At 70.0% G+C, this 16,615-nt stretch carries 14 protein-coding genes; 7 read left to right on the forward strand and 7 right to left on the reverse strand.

All coding sequences use genetic code 11. From position 1 onward, the window contains the following. The first annotated feature begins 105 nt into the window (after positions 1 to 105). From ACWGKS_RS20020 to ACWGKS_RS20045, 6 genes are all read left to right on the forward strand, one after another. Entirely contained in the window at positions 106 to 1,740 is a 1,635-nt protein-coding gene (locus ACWGKS_RS20020; RefSeq protein WP_358505199.1) for a glycoside hydrolase family 10 protein, read from the forward strand. Between the two features lie 162 nt (positions 1,741 to 1,902). Continuing rightward, the gene (locus ACWGKS_RS20025; RefSeq protein ID WP_452523494.1) at positions 1,903 to 2,304 is read left to right on the forward strand and encodes a TOBE domain-containing protein; all 402 of its coding nucleotides are present in this window, start codon (positions 1,903 to 1,905) and stop codon (positions 2,302 to 2,304) included. Continuing rightward, a complete protein-coding gene (gene modA / locus ACWGKS_RS20030) occupies positions 2,297 to 3,148 on the forward strand; it encodes a molybdate ABC transporter substrate-binding protein (protein WP_358505193.1) in 852 nt (283 codons plus the stop codon). Before ACWGKS_RS20025 ends, modA begins: the two co-directional genes overlap by 8 nt. After that, positions 3,145 to 3,969 (forward strand): ABC transporter permease, encoded by an 825-nt coding sequence (locus ACWGKS_RS20035; protein ID WP_358505190.1) that lies wholly within the window; start codon positions 3,145 to 3,147, stop codon positions 3,967 to 3,969. Before modA ends, ACWGKS_RS20035 begins: the two co-directional genes overlap by 4 nt. Next, complete coding sequence (locus ACWGKS_RS20040) at positions 3,969 to 5,069, forward strand: ABC transporter ATP-binding protein (RefSeq protein WP_358505188.1); 1,101 nt, start codon at positions 3,969 to 3,971, stop codon at positions 5,067 to 5,069. The genes ACWGKS_RS20035 and ACWGKS_RS20040 overlap by 1 nt, the downstream gene beginning before the upstream one ends. Positions 5,070 to 5,259: 190 nt before the next feature. Next, positions 5,260 to 5,613: a DUF3040 domain-containing protein gene (locus ACWGKS_RS20045; protein ID WP_358505185.1), complete on the forward strand. Its 354-nt coding sequence runs from the start codon at positions 5,260 to 5,262 to the stop codon at positions 5,611 to 5,613. A 254-nt stretch (positions 5,614 to 5,867) separates the two neighbouring features. On the opposite strand, the gene ACWGKS_RS20050 is transcribed toward ACWGKS_RS20045, so the two are convergent. The 6 genes from ACWGKS_RS20050 to ACWGKS_RS20075 form a co-directional block, all read right to left on the reverse strand. Continuing rightward, complete coding sequence (locus ACWGKS_RS20050; RefSeq protein WP_358505182.1) at positions 5,868 to 6,407, reverse strand: CAP domain-containing protein; 540 nt, start codon at positions 6,405 to 6,407, stop codon at positions 5,868 to 5,870. 136 nt (positions 6,408 to 6,543) lie between these two features. Continuing rightward, a complete protein-coding gene (locus ACWGKS_RS20055) occupies positions 6,544 to 6,765 on the reverse strand; it encodes a hypothetical protein (protein WP_358505180.1) in 222 nt (73 codons plus the stop codon). A gap of 100 nt (positions 6,766 to 6,865) precedes the next feature. Further along, entirely contained in the window at positions 6,866 to 7,135 is a 270-nt protein-coding gene (locus ACWGKS_RS20060) for a hypothetical protein (RefSeq protein ID WP_358505177.1), read from the reverse strand. 904 nt (positions 7,136 to 8,039) lie between these two features. Further along, positions 8,040 to 10,898, reverse strand: coding sequence for a penicillin-binding transpeptidase domain-containing protein (locus tag ACWGKS_RS20065; RefSeq protein ID WP_452523498.1), 2,859 nt, complete (start codon positions 10,896 to 10,898; stop codon positions 8,040 to 8,042). Positions 10,899 to 11,282: 384 nt separating this feature from the next. Then, a complete protein-coding gene (locus ACWGKS_RS20070; RefSeq protein ID WP_358505426.1) occupies positions 11,283 to 12,629 on the reverse strand; it encodes an FAD-dependent oxidoreductase in 1,347 nt (448 codons plus the stop codon). Between the two features lie 280 nt (positions 12,630 to 12,909). After that, entirely contained in the window at positions 12,910 to 13,593 is a 684-nt protein-coding gene (locus tag ACWGKS_RS20075; protein WP_358505172.1) for a lysophospholipid acyltransferase family protein, read from the reverse strand. A 225-nt stretch (positions 13,594 to 13,818) separates the two neighbouring features. Here ACWGKS_RS20075 and ACWGKS_RS20080 point away from each other — a divergent pair, with 225 nt between their 5' ends. After that, the gene (locus ACWGKS_RS20080) at positions 13,819 to 14,478 is read left to right on the forward strand and encodes a cyclase family protein (RefSeq protein ID WP_358505169.1); all 660 of its coding nucleotides are present in this window, start codon (positions 13,819 to 13,821) and stop codon (positions 14,476 to 14,478) included. Positions 14,479 to 14,502: 24 nt separating this feature from the next. On the opposite strand, the gene ACWGKS_RS20085 is transcribed toward ACWGKS_RS20080, so the two are convergent. Continuing rightward, positions 14,503 to 16,590 carry an FUSC family protein gene (locus ACWGKS_RS20085; RefSeq protein WP_358505423.1) on the reverse strand — a complete coding sequence of 696 codons (2,088 nt, stop codon included), beginning with the start codon at positions 16,588 to 16,590 and terminating at the stop codon, positions 14,503 to 14,505. Positions 16,591 to 16,615 lie beyond the last annotated feature (25 nt).

A 16,615-nucleotide genomic window follows, 5' to 3' on the forward strand; every position in this document is an offset into this window, starting at 1 on the left:
ACATTGGCCGAATCGTATCCGAAACTTGACATCTTGCCCTAATCTGGGTCCCGGCGTGGCGCCAGGCCGAACGGCGACGCGCGGACATCCCCGAAGGAGAACTTGATGCGATCCATGGCACGGGCCCTGACCAAGCCGCGCGCCGGGGGACGGTGGGCGGCGATCGCGGCCACGGCCACCGTGCTGCTGGCGGGCTGCTCCGCCAACGGCCAGGGCCCCTCCTCCGACGATGCCCCCGAGCCGGGCGGCGAGGGCATCGCGGCCCCCGTCTCCTGCCAGGCCCACGACGACAAGCGTCAGATGCGCGGAGCGTGGCTGACCACCGTGCGCAACATCGACTGGCCCTCCGAGCCCGGCCTGTCGGCCGAGGAACAAAAGGCCGAACTGGACGCCTGGCTCGACGACTCGGTGGAGATGGGCCTCAACGCCGTCTTCCTGCACGCCCGCCCCACCGCCGACGCCGTCTACGACTCCGAACTGGAGCCGTGGGCCCGCTACCTCACCGGTGAACAGGGCGGCGACCCCGGCTACGACCCGCTGGAATACGCGGTCGAGGAGGCGCACGAGCGCGGTCTGGAGCTGCACGCCTGGTTCAACCCCTACCGCGTGGGCCTGCAGGACCCGGACGTGGAGAACCTCGCCGACGACCACCCGGTCAAGCAGAACCCCGAGTGGCTGGTGGACTTCGGCACCGAGGCCTACGTCGACCCGGGCAACCCCGAGGTCCGCGAGTGGGTCACCGAGGTCATCATGGACGTCGTCGACCGCTACGACGTCGACGGCATGCACTTCGACGACTTCTTCTACCCCTATCCGCAGGAGGGCGCGACCTTCGACGACGACGCCAGCTGGGAGGCCCACGGGGGCGACTTCGACGACCGTGGGGACTGGCGGCGCGACAACGTCGACCAGCTCATGCGGGACGTGCACGGAAGGATCCAGGAGAGCAAGCCCTGGGTGAGCTTCGGTGTCTCCCCGTTCGGCATCTGGCGCAACGACAGCACCGACTCCTCCGGCTCGCCCAGCTCCGGACTGCAGTCCTACGACGCCCAGTACGCCGACACCCGCACCTGGATCGAGGAGGGCACCGTCGACTACATCGCCCCCCAGCTCTACTGGGAGCGCGGCTTCGAGACCGCCGACTACGAGGCGATGACCGACTGGTGGTCGAACGAGGTCGAGGGCACCGACGTCGACCTGTACGTCGGCCAGGGCGCCTACCGGTTGGGTGAGGACGGTTGGACCGGCGACGACGCCCTGAGCAACCAACTCGATTACTCCGGTGAACTCGACGAGGTCTCCGGCGACATCTACTTCTCCATCAAGAACCTGCGCGAGAACGGCGACGTGGTCGACCACCTGCTCGACGGCCACTACGCCAACGCCGCCCTGCCACCGGTGATCGAGAACCCCGAGGGCGATGAGCCCCTGGTCGGCGCGGTCGACGACGTGACCGCGCAGAACGTCGATCGCGGCGTCGAGGTGGAGTGGGGCGAGATCGAGGACGCCCGCTTCTACGCCCTGTACCGACTGTCGGCCGAGGCCGTCCAGGCTCTGGAGTCCGGGGACGAGGACGCCTACTGCACGGCGCTGACCGCGGACAACCTGGTCGGCATGACCGGTGGGTCGACCCTGACCGACACCGATCCCATGGAGGACGGTGCCGGTTACGTGGTCACCGCGCTGGACGACTACCGTGCCGAGGGCCCGGTCGGCGAGGTCGCCGACGTGCGCAGCTGATCCGGTCGTCGGAACACACGACGGGCCCGTTCCCCTTACGGGGGACGGGCCCCTCTCATGTGCGCGGAATCGGTTCATGCCCCAGAAGAACGAGTGAAAAGTTATGATCTGCTAGCGGAAGCTCCATTTCACCCTTGCTTATGCGACTAGTAGGTTCTTCGTATGCCCACCTTCCAGATCAGTGAGGCCGCCGAGCTTCTCGGGGTCAGCGCCGACACCGTCCGACGTTGGGTCGACTCGGGGAAACTGGCCGCCGAACGCGACGCCACCGGACGCCGCAACCTCGACGGGGCCGAACTCGCCTCCTTCATGCGGGCCGGCGCCGATGATGACCCCGGCCGTCGCGTCTCCTCCGCCCGCAACCGCTTCCGGGGACTGGTGACCAGTGTGGTCCGCGACCAGGTGATGGCCGCCGTCGAACTCCAGGCCGGACCGCACCGGGTGGTCTCCCTGATGAGCCGTGAGGCCGCCGACGAACTCGGCCTGGAGGTCGGGAGCGTGGCCACCGCCGTCGTCAAGTCCACCAACGTCGTCGTCGAGACCACCGGAGAACACCATGCGTGAGTCCACCACCCGCGCCCCCCGTGCGAGGCGTGTCGCCCAAGGGCCGACCGCGGCCACGTTCGCACTCGTCCTGGCACTGACCGCCTGCTCGGGTGGGACCACCGACACCGACGAAGGGGCCGGGGGAGGGGCCGACGGCGCCGCCCCCGGTGGTGAACTCACCGTCTTCGCCGCCGCGTCCCTCATCGACGTGTTCGAGGAGATCGCCGCCTCCTTCGAGAAGGAGAATCCGAGGGTGGAGGTCACCTTCAACTTCGCCGGTAGCAGCGAGCTCGCCCAACAGATCGACTCCGGCGCACCCGCCGACGTGTTCGCCGCCGCCAACACCGACACGATGGACCAGGTCGTGGCCGGCGAGGGCCTGGACGCCGACTGGGCCGCCGAGAACGGTGAGGGTGGTCGGATCTTCGCCACCAACAACCTGCGGATCGCCGTGCCGCCGGACAACCCCGCCGACGTCGAGAGCCTTGACGACCTGGCCGAGGACGACGTCGACGTGGCCTTCTGTTCGGAGGAGGTGCCCTGTGGTTCCGCCACCGCGACCGCGCTGGAGGCCGCCGACCTGGACATCACCCCGGTCACCCTCGAAGAGGACGTGCGGGCCGTCCTGACCAAGGTCGAACTGGGGGAGGTGGACGCCGGTCTGGTCTACGCCACCGACGTCATCTCCGCCGGGGACCGCGTGCGAGGCCTGGACTTTCCCGAGTCCGAGGAGGCGATCAACGACTATCCGATCGGTGTTCTCTCCGCCTCGGGCGACCCCGACCTGGCCGCCGTCTGGGTCGACTTCGTCACCACCGAGGGTGCCCCCGTCCTGCGGGACGCGGGGTTCGGCACGCCATGACCGCCCTCACGCCCCGCCCCGACCGGCGCGCCCCGCGCACCCGGTCGGGGCGGGTGCCCTGGATCCTTGTCCTTCCTGCCCTGACCGGCCTGGCGTTCCTGATCCTGCCCTTCGCCGGGCTGCTCGTGCGCGCGCCCTGGTCTACCATGGTCCGGCGCGTCACCGAGCCCGAGGTACTGGCCGCCCTGTGGCTGTCGCTGTCCACCGCCACGGTGGCCACCCTCGTCTCCCTGATCTTCGGCGTCCCGTTGGCCTGGCTGCTGGCGCGCACAGAGTTTCCGGGCCGTCGCTTCGCGCGCGCACTGGTCACCATCCCCCTGGTCATCCCACCGGTGGTCGGAGGTGTGGCCCTGCTTCTCGTCCTGGGCCGCAACGGGCTGGTCGGACGATACCTGGACGCCTGGTTCGGACTCACCCTGCCCTTCACCCCCGCCGCCGTGGTCATCGCCCAGGTGTTCGTGGCCATGCCCTTCCTGGTGATCAGTGTCGAAGGGGCGTTGCGCGGCGCCGACCGACGCTATGAGGAGGCCGCCGCCACCCTGGGTGCGAGCCGCGTCACCGTCTTCACCCGTGTCACCCTGCCCATGGTGCTGCCGGGCATCGGCGCGGGCGCGATCCTGTGCTGGGCGCGCGCCCTGGGCGAGTTCGGTGCCACCATCACCTTCGCCGGGAACTTCCCCGGAACCACCCAGACCATGCCGCTGGCCGTCTACATGGCCATGCAACGCGATCCCGAGGCCGCCATCGTGCTCAGTCTGGTCCTGCTCCTGGTCTCCCTGGCCGTCCTGGCCACCCTGCGCGAGAGGTGGGTGAACTCCTGATGGCCGCCCCGGTCACCCGCACCCCGACCGAACCCGATCCCGTTCCGCGTCCGGGCCTGGACGCCGACCTGCGACTGACCCGAGGTTCGTTCGACCTGGACGTCCACCTCTCCTGCCCGCCCGGACGCGTCCTGGCGCTGTTGGGACCCAACGGGGCGGGGAAGTCCTCGGCCCTGCGCGCCCTGGCCGGTCTGGTCTCGCTCACCGGCGGGCACATCCGCCTGAACGGCGACGACCACACCGCCACGGCCGTCGAACACCGCCCCATCGGCATGGTCTTCCAGGACTACCTGCTGTTCCCGCACATGAGCGCTCTCGACAACGTCGCCTTCGGGCCGCGTTGCCAGGGCGTGGGGCGCGTCGAGGCCCGCGAACACGCTCGCGCGCTGCTGGAGCACATGGACCTGGCCGACCACATCGCTTCCCGACCCCGGCGACTGTCCGGTGGCCAGTCCCAACGGGTCGCCCTGGCCCGTGCCCTGGCGGTGCGTCCCGGCATGCTGCTGATGGACGAACCCATGGCCGCCTTGGACGCCAGCACCCGGGTGGCGGTGCGCTCACGCCTGAGGCGCCTGCTGGAGGAGTTCGAGGGGGTGACGGTCCTGGTCACCCACGACCCGCTCGACGCCATGGTGCTGGCCGATCACATCGCCGTCATCGAGGAGGGCCGGTTGGTGCAGGAGGGCACTCCGGCCGAGGTGGCGCGCCGCCCCCGCACCACATACGTCGCCCGACTGGTGGGGCTCAACCTGTTCCGGGGCCGGGCGCGGGAGAGCACCGTCACCCTGGACACGGACGGTGGGGGAGAACCTCCCAGGGTGGAGACCCGTGAGGCGCGCCACGGGCCCGTCCTGGTGGCCTTTCCGCCGCGCTCTGTGGCCCTGTACCAGGAGCACCCGCACGGCAGCCCGCGCAACATGTGGCGGCTACGGGTGGAGGGGATCGAACGATTCGGCGACCAGGTGCGGGTGCACCTGGAGGGCAGGCTGTCCCTGGCGGCCGACATCACCCCGGCGGCCCTGGCCGAACTCGGGCTCGCCCGGGGCGAAGAGGTCTGGGCCGGCGTCAAGGCCACCGAGGTCGAGTGCTACCCCGGTTGAGGACCTCCTTCCCCGTCGGTCCAGGACCTATGACCCTCGCGGGAACGGGCCTCTCGCCCCGATTTCACGAATCGGATGAAAAGGGACCAGGAAAATCCTGTGGACGCTTGGATAAGGGCGGCCCGCCTGGGGGAGACTGTTAGCACCCGGCGACGACACAGTCCTTCCCCCGGCGGCTGAGGAGGGTGCCATGTCCCTGAGAGAACACGAACGCAGGATTCTCGCCGAGATCGAGAAACAACTCAGCGAGGACGCTCCGGAGCTGGCCGGCCGTCTTGAGGCCTTCGGAACCGAGGACCCGGACGTCCCGGCCGACCCGGGGTTACAGAGCTGGCGACCATGGGTGGCCTGTGCCCTGATCGCGGCGGTCACCGCGGGGCTCTTGGTGCTGTTGTTCGTTCTGACACCGAGCGCCCCACAACCGGAGCAGCCACGATCCACCGGAACCTCGCAGAACAGCGAGGGCACCGATACCGTGTCGGACCCGGTCCCAGAGGGGGAGACCGTGGACGAACCGGCCGAGCCCGCCGACCCGGTCGGGTAGCGTCTCGGGTCCCACGCCCGCCGAGGCTCGCCGAACGGACCCGGCGCGTCGCGCTCGGGGCACCGTGTGCCGGAGCGGGGCCCTTCGGGCGACCACGGCAGGAACCGGCCGGCTCTCGAACGTAGGGGGAAGGTCCCGTCGGTCGACGGAACCTTCCCCCACGCGTGTCGGCTTCAGAGTGTCGGTGAACCCGACCGCGAACGGAAGACGCGGTGTGTGCGGGCGCAACGGCCGTTCCGTGGCAGGAGGCGGCCTCAGGGGCCGAAGCCGAAGACCTGGGTCCAGTAGACGCCGTCCTCGGCGGTGACCACTCCGACACCGGTGTCCACCGAGTCGCAGTTCATGATCACCTCTCGGTGCCCCGGGCTTTCGATCCAGGTCCGCACCGTCTCCGCGGCCGTGTCGTAGCCGGCTGCGGTGACCTCGCCCGAGGGCCGGTCGTAACCCGCCGCCTTGGCCCGTTCGGTGAAGGAGCGGCCTTGGGAACCGACGTGGGTGACCGTGCCTTGTCGGGCCATGTGTCGACTGTGTTCGAGAGCGACCCGAGCGAGGCGTTCGTCGACCTCGACCGGATCGCAGCCGCCTCGGGCCCTCTCCTGGTTCACCAGGTGCACGGTCTCCTCCTCGGCCTCGGACCACGCCTGCGTCGACGAGGCTTCGAGCCAGGTCGGCGGCCATTCGCCGGTGACGCCGGGTTGGGCGACCGGGAGCGTGGCACCCGGGTTCGTGCCGGTCGTGTCGGGGTGTGCTCCGCCCGTCACACCCGCGCAGCACAACGTCAGAGCCGTTCCCATGAGTATGGGTTTCCAATGGTGGCGCATCTCTTCCTTCCGCTCACCGTTCGTGCGATCAGCCGTGTGCGCGGTCGGGCTCCTGGCTCGGACACATGTGGGCGGGCAGTCGATGACTGCCCGCCCTGGCCGTGATGGTTCATTCGGCCATGCTGTTGACCCGGTCCACCGCTGCGCCCTCAGGCCCAGCGGTGTAGGTCACACGTTCGTAGCTCACGTTTCCGTCATCGCTCACGTGACTGCGAACCACGCTCAGGGTGGCGCCCTCCGGCCCCGCGGCGCTGGAGTCGTGCTGGAAACCCGCGTCGGCCATCGCCAGTGAGGGCGCGCCCACCGTCAAGCCGAGTGTCGCGATACCCACGCACAGCGCTCCTCTTACTGAGGGCATTGGTGCTACCTCTTCCTCCGGTGCGTGGCCGGGCGCGGCGGTTCGGGACGCGCCGCGCCCGGCAGGGTCAGAGTCAGTTGGCCGCACTCGTGATGTTGTGGCTGGCGGCGCCCTTGAAGCCGGCGGCGCTGGAGTCGTGCTCGTAGTAGGAGCCACCGCCGTGCTTGTGGTCACCGTCCACAGCCACGGCCTTCACGCTGTTGCTGGTGGCGCCCTTGAAGCCGGCGGCGGTCGACTCGGCGGAGAAGTAACTGTCCGCCATCGCGGCGGCGGGAGCACCGAAGGCCAGGGTCGGAGCGACGACAGCGGCGAAGGCGATACGAGCGACAGTCTTGCGGTTCATGCTTTGCCCTTCCCATGTGGACCGACACCCTGCCGGTCCGGGCGCCTGCTCCGTCGACCCTCGGTCGGCGAAGCCCTTTCGGCGCCACAGGTTGGAATTCCCGAACACCCCTGCCGATAACGTTATCTAATTATAGAGTTGCACAAAGTAATAATAACTCTCTCTGGAGTAATCCCGTCCTCCTTCTTGCGCGTCGAAGGGGCGACAGTGGTGTGGGGGATGAACTCGTCCTCGTAGCCGAAAAAGCCCGACTCGGACACGGCTCTGATGGTCGAGGGCGGGCACATATGGGGCTCCCGTACCGCCCGGCCGTTCGAAACGGGCACTCTCGTCCCTGGTCGGTCGGCGGGTTCGAGGGCCGAGCCTGTTCCGGGCGAACAACGAATCCACGCCACGCCCTTGTGCTCGTCCTTGCCCGCCCGAGCACGGAGGGATTCTCGTGGACCCGTGTAGGAGGTTGCGAAGTGCGTGGTGGTGTCGGCCGGCCGGTAGGTGGCCACGGGAGGGGGGAACTCGTCGCGGTCCGATTCCGTCAGCGACCGAAGGCTCCAGACGAGTCGGCCCGGAGGAACCGAAGCCCGCTGACCCTGGGTGCAGAGGGGGCCGTCGCCGGACTCGGGGGCGGCCCCGCGCGTGCTCGCCCGACTCGGACAGGTCCTGGCCTCGCGGCCAAGGCATCGGGGCGACGCATTGTGGACCCGCGCCCTTCCGTCACCCGGCCAGGCCCCTGGGCCGACGGTCGGCGCGGACACGTTCGTCCCGGTCGCCGGGTCCCGCCGCGACCTGGTGTGGGGAGATGGGCAGGTCAGCCGTTCCCATGGGGCCGCTCCCCGGTCGATGGAACCGGATTTCCAGTCCATCTCCCAGGGAGCGGATCACCGGGCGGGCCCTCGGCTCAGTACACCTAGAGCGCGTTGGTGAACTTCGCGGCCAGCGGACCGGCCACGGCCGAACCGCCTCCACCACCGTCCACCACCACGGCGAACGCCACGTCGCCCTTGTAACCGACCATCCACGCGTGGCTGGGCAGTTCGTCGTCCTCGTCGGCGTCCTCGGCGGTCCCGTACTCGGCGGTGCCGGTCTTGCCGTACACCTCGCCCTCGAAGTCGACGCCCTTGGCGGTGCCGTCGGTGACCACCGCGCGCATCATCGGCCGCAGCGCCTCGGCGTTGCCGATGGCGGTCGGCTCCGGCAGCTCCTCCGCAGCCGGTTCGGTCACCAGCACCGGGTGGCGCCATGAACCGTCGGCGACCGCCGCGGGCACCGTGGCCATGTGCAGTGGCGAGGTGAGGATCTGACCCTGACCGATGCCCTGCGCGCCCATCATGGTGGTGCTGTCCACCGGCGGGAAGCTCGGCTCGTGAGTGGCCACACCGATGTCCAGCGACTTGTTCATCCCGAACTGCTCGGCACTGGCCAGCAACGTCTCCGGGTTCAGGTGCTCACCGATCTCGTGCACCAGGGCGGTGTTGCACGAGGTCGCGAACGCCTCGGTCACCGACTGTTCGCCGTACTCGGCGTCGCCCGCGTTGCGGAACGGCCACCCGCCCAGCTCGTACTCCTTGGGGCAGTCCATCGTGGCGTCGGTGGACAGACCGTTGTCCAACAGTGCGCTGTAGGTGACGATCTTGAACGACGAACCGGGCGCGTACTGGCCCTCGAAGGCCCGGTTGAACCCACCGGGCACGTTCACCGCGGCCAGGATCTCCCCGGTGGAGGGGCGGATCGCGACCAACCCGGCCGGGTCGTCGGCGTCGATGATGGCGTTCGACGCCGCGTTCTGGACACCCATGTCGACGCTGGTGGTGATCGACTCGCCGTCGGACCCGTCCAGGGTCGCCAAGGTGTTCTCCTCGGTGGCCTCCAGCGAGTCGGGGTCCTCGGCCTCGGCGGCGTCCACCATCAGGATGGTGGTAGCGGCCTCACCGGCCAAGCGCTCCTCGTAGGTGCGCTGGAGCCCGCTCTTACCGACGGTGTCACCGATGTTGTAGGCCGGGCCCAATCTCTCGATGTCGTCCTCGTCGGCCTCGCCCAGCGTGCCGACGATCATCTGCAGCGAACCGGAGGTGTCCGGGGTGTCCAGCCGGGTGCCGTCGGCGGCGTGGATCTGGCCGCGCTCACCGAACACGGCGGTGCGGGCGAGCACCTGACCCTCGCCCAGCCCGGGGTAGGCGACCTCGGGTGAGAAGTCGACCCACCACTCACCGTCCTCGCGCACGAGCGGGAGTTCGCCCTCCCAGCCCCAGTCCGAGGCGTTGGTCAGCGACAACGTCACCTCGTAGGAGGCGCTGCCGGTGCCACCGTCGGTGACCGGTGTGCCGATCTCCACGTCGACACCGTCCACGCCCAGCCCGGCGTCGATCCCACCGAGGATGGCCTCGGCGTCGTCACCGGTGGTGACGGCGGCCAGACGGGCGAAGTCCTGCTCCTCCCAAGCGGCCTCGTACTCGCCGGTGGCCTCCTCGGGCTCGGGCAGGGTGTAGACGTACCAGCCCACGCCACCACCGATCAGGGCCAGCACGACCACGACCGAGGCCAGGGCGATGAGCAGCCCGCGACGGGACTTCTTCTTCGGCGGCCCGGCGTCGTAGGAGTCGTCGTAGTAGCCGTCACCGTCATCGGGGCCGTGCGGACCCTGGGGACCGCCGGGCCCGCCGGGGCCACCGGGCCCACCGGGGCCCTGGCCGCCCGGACCGCTGTAGAGGTACTCGTATCCCTGACCCTGCTGGTCCGCCCGCGGGGCGGACCCCTCCTCGGGCCCGAGCGGGGCCGAACCCGGGTAGGGGGTGTCGCCCCCGTAGGTGGGCTGTCCGCGGTAGGGCGTCTCCCAGGACTCGATGGAGGGCTGTTCCGGGGTGGACCGTCCCGACCCTGCGTGCTGTCCCGATCCTGTGTGGGCGCCGGTGCTCGGCGCGCCCCACTGCTCCTGTACGGGTTCGACGGGGCCTCCCCGCTCGCCGGGGGCGGACTCCGCCTCCGGCGGGGTGCCCCACCGCTCCTCGCCTGCTCCGGAGGCCGACCGGTGCTCCCAGGAAGGACTCTGGGCGGGGCCGCCCCACTCTTCGGCGGGTTGTTCGGGGAAGGTCTCCTCGCCCCAGAGCCTGCGCGGGTCGCCGGCCTGTCCGCCGTATTCCTCCCACGCGGGCCGCTCGGGCGAGTCGCCTCGACCGCTCTGTGCTTGATCCCAGGACGCCTCGGGGGGCGGGGCGTTCCATGGCTCCGGTTCCGCGACGTGGCCGTGGTCCCAGCTGTCCTGACCGGAGGGTGGTTCGGGGGCCAGACCCCAGCCGGCGGCGCCGGGCTCGGGTTCGCCGGCGGAGGTCGGGCTCTCCCACACGGGTTCGGTGGAACCCTCCCGAGGCTCTTCGAAGCCGTCGCCCGGGGTGTCCCACGAGCTACGGTCGGCGGTGTCCCAGGAGTTCTCCGCGGGCCGTTCGCGATCTTGGGACACGGGATCGGTGGGGCTCACGTCCCAGGGGCGGGGACCGTGGTCGAGGGCCGGCTCGGCGACGCTCTCGCGGTCCTGGGTCTCACCGGTCTCCCGCGGCACTTCCCATGCCTCGGTGGCGGGCTCACCCGGCTCGGGGTCCGCGGGACGCGGATGCCCGAACCCGAAGCCCCCAGAGTCCTTGGGACGAGCCCCTGATGGCCGCTGGGGGATGCGATAGGGGTTCTCCGGGCGCGGCTGCAGAGCGCCGTCACCGTCCGACCGATCGTCGGGCGGTCCGGAGGAATCCGGCTGTCGGGGGGACCAATCGTCCACGCCTGACCGTCCTTCGTTGCGTTTCCGGGAGAGACCAAGATGCCCCACTCCCACTTCGGTGGGAGCGGGGCAAGAGGTTGATGGTCGGCATGGCGGTCGCCTCTCGGCGCGGGGCACAACGGGGCTCCTGGCCGTCCGGTCCGTCCCACCCCGAGGGGCGGGTGCCGGACGCGGTATTCCGCGAAGGCAATAGTTGAGGCCCGGGGGACACTTGCTACCACACCGACCAACAGTGACTCTAACCCATCGGTCCGGGCAGTTGTTCCACGAACCGGGAGAGAGCCGAATGTGCAATCTCACGGTGCCAGAAGCGCCAAGGGTGGGTAAAGGGCAAGGGCCGGTCCCGCAGAGGGGCGCGGGACCGGCCGGGAATCACGCGCGAGGCTAAGCCTGACGTGCGACGCTGGTCTGTTCCTCACGACTGAGCAGCTTGAGGCGCTTGCGGCCGCGTTCGGCGCCCAGCTCCTCCTCCTTGGCCTCGATGCGCTGCCAACCCTCCCAAGTGGTGTACTCGACACCGCGCTCGGTGAGCAGGGCCCGGAAGGAGACCGGGTCGGGCTCGGTGGCGGGGGTGAAGGAGTCGCGGTCGGCGACCAGGTTGGTGACGGTCTCCAGGGCGTCGCCCTTGGTGTGGCCGATGAGGCCGACGGGGCCGCGCTTGATCCAACCGGTGGCGTACACGCCGTCGATGGGGTTCTCGTCCAGGTCCAGGACCCGGCCCTCGGAGTTGGGGACCACGCCCCGCTCCTCGTCGAAGGGCAGGTCGGCCAGGGGCGAGCCCAGGTAGCCGATGGCGCGGTAGACGGCCTGGACCTCGGTGTCGACGAACTCGCCGGTGCCCTTGACGTTGCCGTCGCCGGTCAGCTCCATGCGCTCGGTACGGATCCCGGTGACCTTGTCCTCGCCCAGGATCTCGGCGGGAGCGTGCAGGAAGTGCAGGTGCAGGCGGCGCTCGGATCCGCGCTCGTCCCGGATCGCCCAGTTCTGCAGGACCTTGACGTTGGTCTTGACCTGGTTGGAGTCATCGCAGGCCTGGAGGCTGCCCTCGTCCATGTCGAAGTCCTCGGCGTAGACCAGGACCTCCACACCGGGCTGCTTGTCCAGCTCGCGCAACTCCATAGGAGTGGCCTTGCACTGGGCGATGCCACGGCGGGAGAACACGTGCACGTCGGTGATCTGCTTGGCGCGCAGACCCTCGTAGACGTTGTCGGTGATGTCGGTCGAGAGCAGGTCGTCGGCGTCCTTGGCCAGGATACGGGCGACGTCGACGGCGACGTTGCCCGCGCCGATCACCGCGACACTGGTGCCCTCCACGTGCCAGGAGGGGTTGACGTCGGGGTGGGAGTCGTACCAGAAGACGAAGTCGGCGGCGCCGTGGCTGCCGGGCAGGTCCACGCCGGGGATGTCCAGGGGTCGGTCGCGGTCGCTGCCGGTGGCGAAGACGACCGCGTCGTAGTGGCGGCGCAGGTCCTCCAGCTTCAGGTCCACGCCGTACTCGACGTTGCCGTAGAAGCTGACCTGGGGCTTGTCGAGGATCTTGTGCAGCGCACCCTGGATCTGTTTGATCCGGGGGTGGTCGGGGGCCACACCGTAACGGACCAGGCCGTACGGCGAGGGCAGCTTGTCGAGGATGTCGATGCTGACGGACGTGCCGCACGCGGACAGGGTCTCGTCCTTGGTGAGCAGGTCCGCGGCGTAGATGCCCGCCGGGCCCGCACCCACGATTCCCACTCGCAGTGGTCGCGTCATCGCACAGCTCCAAGTCTTCGCGCCAGGGTCGGACGCCATCGAAAGGTAAGGCTTGCCTAATCTATCCGGTGTGGCCACCGGGAAAACCCACTATAAGGGTAGGGAATTCTTCTCTCGCCGATGGGACAAGCGAGAGTGACCCGAGGGGCTCGTGTGCTCGAAAGCCAGGCCGGGGCGCGGATTCGAGCTTGAAAAAGGGCCCTCGACTTCGGGTCAACGTCTCGTCAAGGGCGAATGAGCCCCGGAAACTCTGTGGGGAAAATCACCCCTGTTCGAGCTCCGCCTTGACCGAGGCGGCGAACCGCGCCACCTGCTCCTGCCCGGACAGCTTGGCGATCGCTCCCATGATCGCGTCGGTCGCCTCCCGGCGGGGCTTGGCCTTGTGCGCCTTGTCCCGCCACGGCGACAGGTCCACCGGCTCGCCGAAACGGAGCCCCACCCGGTTGAAGGAGGGGACCTTGCGCCCCGGCGGCAGGATGCGCTCGGTTCCGGTCAGCGCGACCGGGACCACCGGCGCCCCCGTGGTCAGGGCCAACCAGGCCAGCCCGGTCTGTCCCTTGTAGAGGCGGCCGTCGGGAGAACGGGTGCCCTCGGGGAAGATGCCGAACACCTCGCCGCTCTCCAGGACGGCCAGGCTGTTGTCCATGGCCTCCTGGGAGCTCTGGCCGGGCCGGCGGTCCACCGAGAGCGGGCCCAGGGCCCGCAGGGCTCGCGCGATGATCCGCTTCACGAAGGTGCTCTCGTCGAACAGTTCCTGCTTGGCGATGAAGCGGACCGGTCGAGGGCAGGCCACACCGACGAAGAGGGGGTCGATCAGCGCCAGGTGGTTGACGGCCAGGATCACCGGGCCGCTCGTGGGGACGTGGTGAACGCCCTCCACGCGCTGGGGCCACACCATGCGGCTGGCGGGCGCGACGAGGGCCTTGGCCGCTCCGTACATTGACACGATGGAGTCGCCCCTTCTCGGCGGGTGAATCTGCTGTGGGGGTGCGCGGACGGTCGGGGGTCGACGGTCCGCCGCGGTGCCTACGAGCTTAGCGGGGGCCGGATGCCGTTCGATCGGGGTCCTCAACCCCTGTCGTGACCTGTGCCATGCGCGCTAGGGTCGTGGTCTAGACCTCTGGCCCGGTTCAGAGGCCCTCCTGACGGATACGAGCGAGGAAGCACAGCCATGCCGAAACTGGTCGACGTCAGCCACCAGATCACCGACGGAATGAGCACCTGCCCCGGGCTGCCCGAACCCGTGATCAAGGAGAGCACCACCGTCGCGGGCGGGGTCCCCGGGCACGGCGACAGTAGCGGCAGGGTCTCGATGGTCGGGGCGACCGGAACCTACGTCGAGATCCCCGCCCACCCCTACCGTGACGCCGCGGACCCCGCCGATCTGGACCTGGACCGGGTCGCTTGCCTGCCCGGGATCGTGGTCGACGCCACCGCTCGACGACGGATCGGACCCGAGGCCTTCGCCGGGCTGGACCTGCGCGGTCGCGCCGTTCTGCTCCGCACGGGCTGGGACCGGCATTGGCGGACCGAGACCTACGGCGGCCACGACCACCCGCACCTGACCGAGACGGCCGCCAAGACCTTGGTCCAGGCCGGGGTCACCCTGGTCGGCATCGACTCGATCGGGGTCGACGACACCTCGCCGGCCACCGAGGGGTCCCGTCCGGCCCAGGCCACCCTGCTCACCGCGGGGGTGCCGATCGTCAGCCACCTGTGCCTGCTCGACCGGCTGCCCGCCGAGGGGTTCACCTTCCACGCGGTCCCGGCCAAGGTGCGCGCGGTGGCGGCCTTCCCGGTCCGGGCGTTCGCGGTCCTCGACCAGGACTGAGCCTCGGCGGGCCCGCCGAGGCCGCTACAGGTCGGCGTCCACGTCCCGCTGGGCGCGACGCTGTTCACGGTGGGCCCGTCGCTCGGCCTCCTGTCGGGCCGACCTCTCGTCCTGGGCCACCGCGGTCGTCATGGCGGTGGCCAGCGCCCGCAGTTCCATGTTGATGCGCGGGTAGGCGGGCAGTCTGGGCAGCGCGCCGAGCCGCGGGGTCCGCCGTTCCTCCATGGCCGAGATGAGTTCGCCGAACGCCAGGTCCACGCGTTGCAGGGTGATGACGCCGACCGGATCGGGGCCGCGGTCCTGGGAGAGCGCGGCCAGCGCCAGGTAACCGATGCGCTGGGTGGCCACCACCACCGGCCACAGCGGTCGGGTGGAGGCCGCCCGGGGCGCGTCGCCGAGGGCGCTCTCGTACACACCCCGCAGGCTCACCGTGGCCGCGCGCATGTCCCTGCGTAGCCGGTACCGGTGCTCCTCGGTGATCTCCGAGTCCTGGTCCAACACCGCCATCATGCACTGGCGGGTGCGCTCCAGCACACTGGAGATGGCCTGTGGCAGGCGGGTCGCCGAAGCCTTGCGCCACAGCAGCAGCGCCCCGGCCAGACCGAACACCGAACCCACCACGGTGTCGATGAACCTGGACTCGGCGAGGTCGGCGAGGGGTGCCGGTTGGGCCGTGTAGGACAGCATCAGCGCCATCGGGGTCAACACGATCGAGGCGTAGAAGAAGTTGCGGGCCACCACGAGCTGCGTGGTGCCCTGGAACAACCCGGCCAGGATGATCACCACGGCCAGCGGTGGGTTCAACATGAGCAGTCCCACCCCGGCCAGCACACCCAGCAGGGTGCCCAGGGAGCGCTGCACCGAACGGTTGAAGGCCAGGGCCACGTTGCCGGCCTGCAACACGGAGGTGGTCGTCAGCGCCACCCAGTAGTAGTGGTCCAGCCCCATCCATAGACCGAACATCCCGGCGGCGGTCACCGTCAGCCACATGCGCAGCGCGGTGGGCCGGATCAGGGACTCCGAACTCAGGCTGGAGCGCAGGGCGCTCGCCAGGGCCGGGTAACGCTCGTCGTGCAGGCCGGCGGAGCGATGGTCGTCCTCGACGTCCTCGTCCTCGGCGCTACGACGAGCGGTCTGGGCGGTCCTGGTCAACAGGCCGTAGAGGCGGGACTCCAACGAGCGTGGCCGCATCCCACGGCGCAACTCGTGCAGGGACTCGGGGTCGGGGGATTGAGAGGGGTCGGCGACGGCCGGTGCCAGCCGCTCGGCGAATTCGGCGGCCTGGGCCGGCAGGGGCGTGGTTCGGGCGATGCACACCTGGGTCGCGGCCAGATGGACGTCGGAGACCCAGCGCAGCAGCGCGCGCAGGCGGGCCGCCTCGGGGGTGGGGCTGTAACCCCGGGTCTGCCCCAACAACACGATCCGCCAGGCCTCGGCCACCGCCACCGAAGCCTGGTGCTGGGCGTGGTCGAGTTCGGGCGTGCCCACGGAACGCAGCAGGGCGGCCAGTTCCCGGAAGGCTTCGGCCACCGCGTGGTATTCGGGACGACGGGACCGGAACGGGGCACCGGACATCGAGACCGTCCAGCCCACCGTGGCGCCCAGCGCGGCGATGAGTGCGTGCAGGGGGACCTCGGCGACCCCGCCGGGGGCGATGGTGGAGATGGTGGCGACAAGGACGAAGAACATCGGTCCGGGCTTGTCCACCCGCCAGGCCGCGCAGACCCATGTGCTCACGCCGGCGGTCAGACCGATGGAGGCCACCGCCGCCCAAGGGGACAAGGACGAGGCCAGGGAGTTGAAGGTCACCGCGGCGACGAAACCCAACCCCACCAGGGCGAGGGCGGCGGCGCGGTAGGAGTAGGGCGTCTTCTTCTCGTACAGGACGGTCATGGACCCGAGCGCGGCCAGGGTGCCGAGCTGGGGGCCGAAGAGCATCGTGGCCAGGGCGAAGGAGACCGTCATCGCCACGGTGGCGTGCACCGCGGTCCGCCACGCCCAGTGCCCCGCCTCCAGGCCGAAGAGCGCCCGAAGGTCCATTCGGGGGCTGGGGCGATCGCCGATGGTCGCACGCCGGGGAGCTTGGTCGGACCGACCATCGCCCAGCGGCATCGGGCCGGTTTCACCAGTGGTTCCC

The organism is Nocardiopsis sp. NPDC055879, from assembly GCF_053615935.1.

Bases quoted from the DNA above. Each gene is read 5' to 3' on its own strand.
- ACWGKS_RS20020 (WP_358505199.1), top strand. From the start codon at position 106: ATGCGATCCATGGCACGGGCCCTGACCAAGCCGCGCGCCGGGGGACGG.
- ACWGKS_RS20025 (WP_452523494.1), top strand. From the start codon at position 1,903: ATGCCCACCTTCCAGATCAGTGAGGCCGCCGAGCTTCTCGGGGTCAGC.
- modA (WP_358505193.1), top strand. From the start codon at position 2,297: ATGCGTGAGTCCACCACCCGCGCCCCCCGTGCGAGGCGTGTCGCCCAA.
- ACWGKS_RS20035 (WP_358505190.1), top strand. From the start codon at position 3,145: ATGACCGCCCTCACGCCCCGCCCCGACCGGCGCGCCCCGCGCACCCGG.
- ACWGKS_RS20040 (WP_358505188.1), top strand. From the start codon at position 3,969: ATGGCCGCCCCGGTCACCCGCACCCCGACCGAACCCGATCCCGTTCCG.
- ACWGKS_RS20045 (WP_358505185.1), top strand. From the start codon at position 5,260: ATGTCCCTGAGAGAACACGAACGCAGGATTCTCGCCGAGATCGAGAAA.
- ACWGKS_RS20050 (WP_358505182.1), bottom strand. From the start codon at position 6,407: ATGGGAACGGCTCTGACGTTGTGCTGCGCGGGTGTGACGGGCGGAGCA.
- ACWGKS_RS20060 (WP_358505177.1), bottom strand. From the start codon at position 7,135: ATGAACCGCAAGACTGTCGCTCGTATCGCCTTCGCCGCTGTCGTCGCT.
- ACWGKS_RS20080 (WP_358505169.1), top strand. From the start codon at position 13,819: ATGCCGAAACTGGTCGACGTCAGCCACCAGATCACCGACGGAATGAGC.
- ACWGKS_RS20085 (WP_358505423.1), bottom strand. From the start codon at position 16,590: ATGCCGCTGGGCGATGGTCGGTCCGACCAAGCTCCCCGGCGTGCGACC.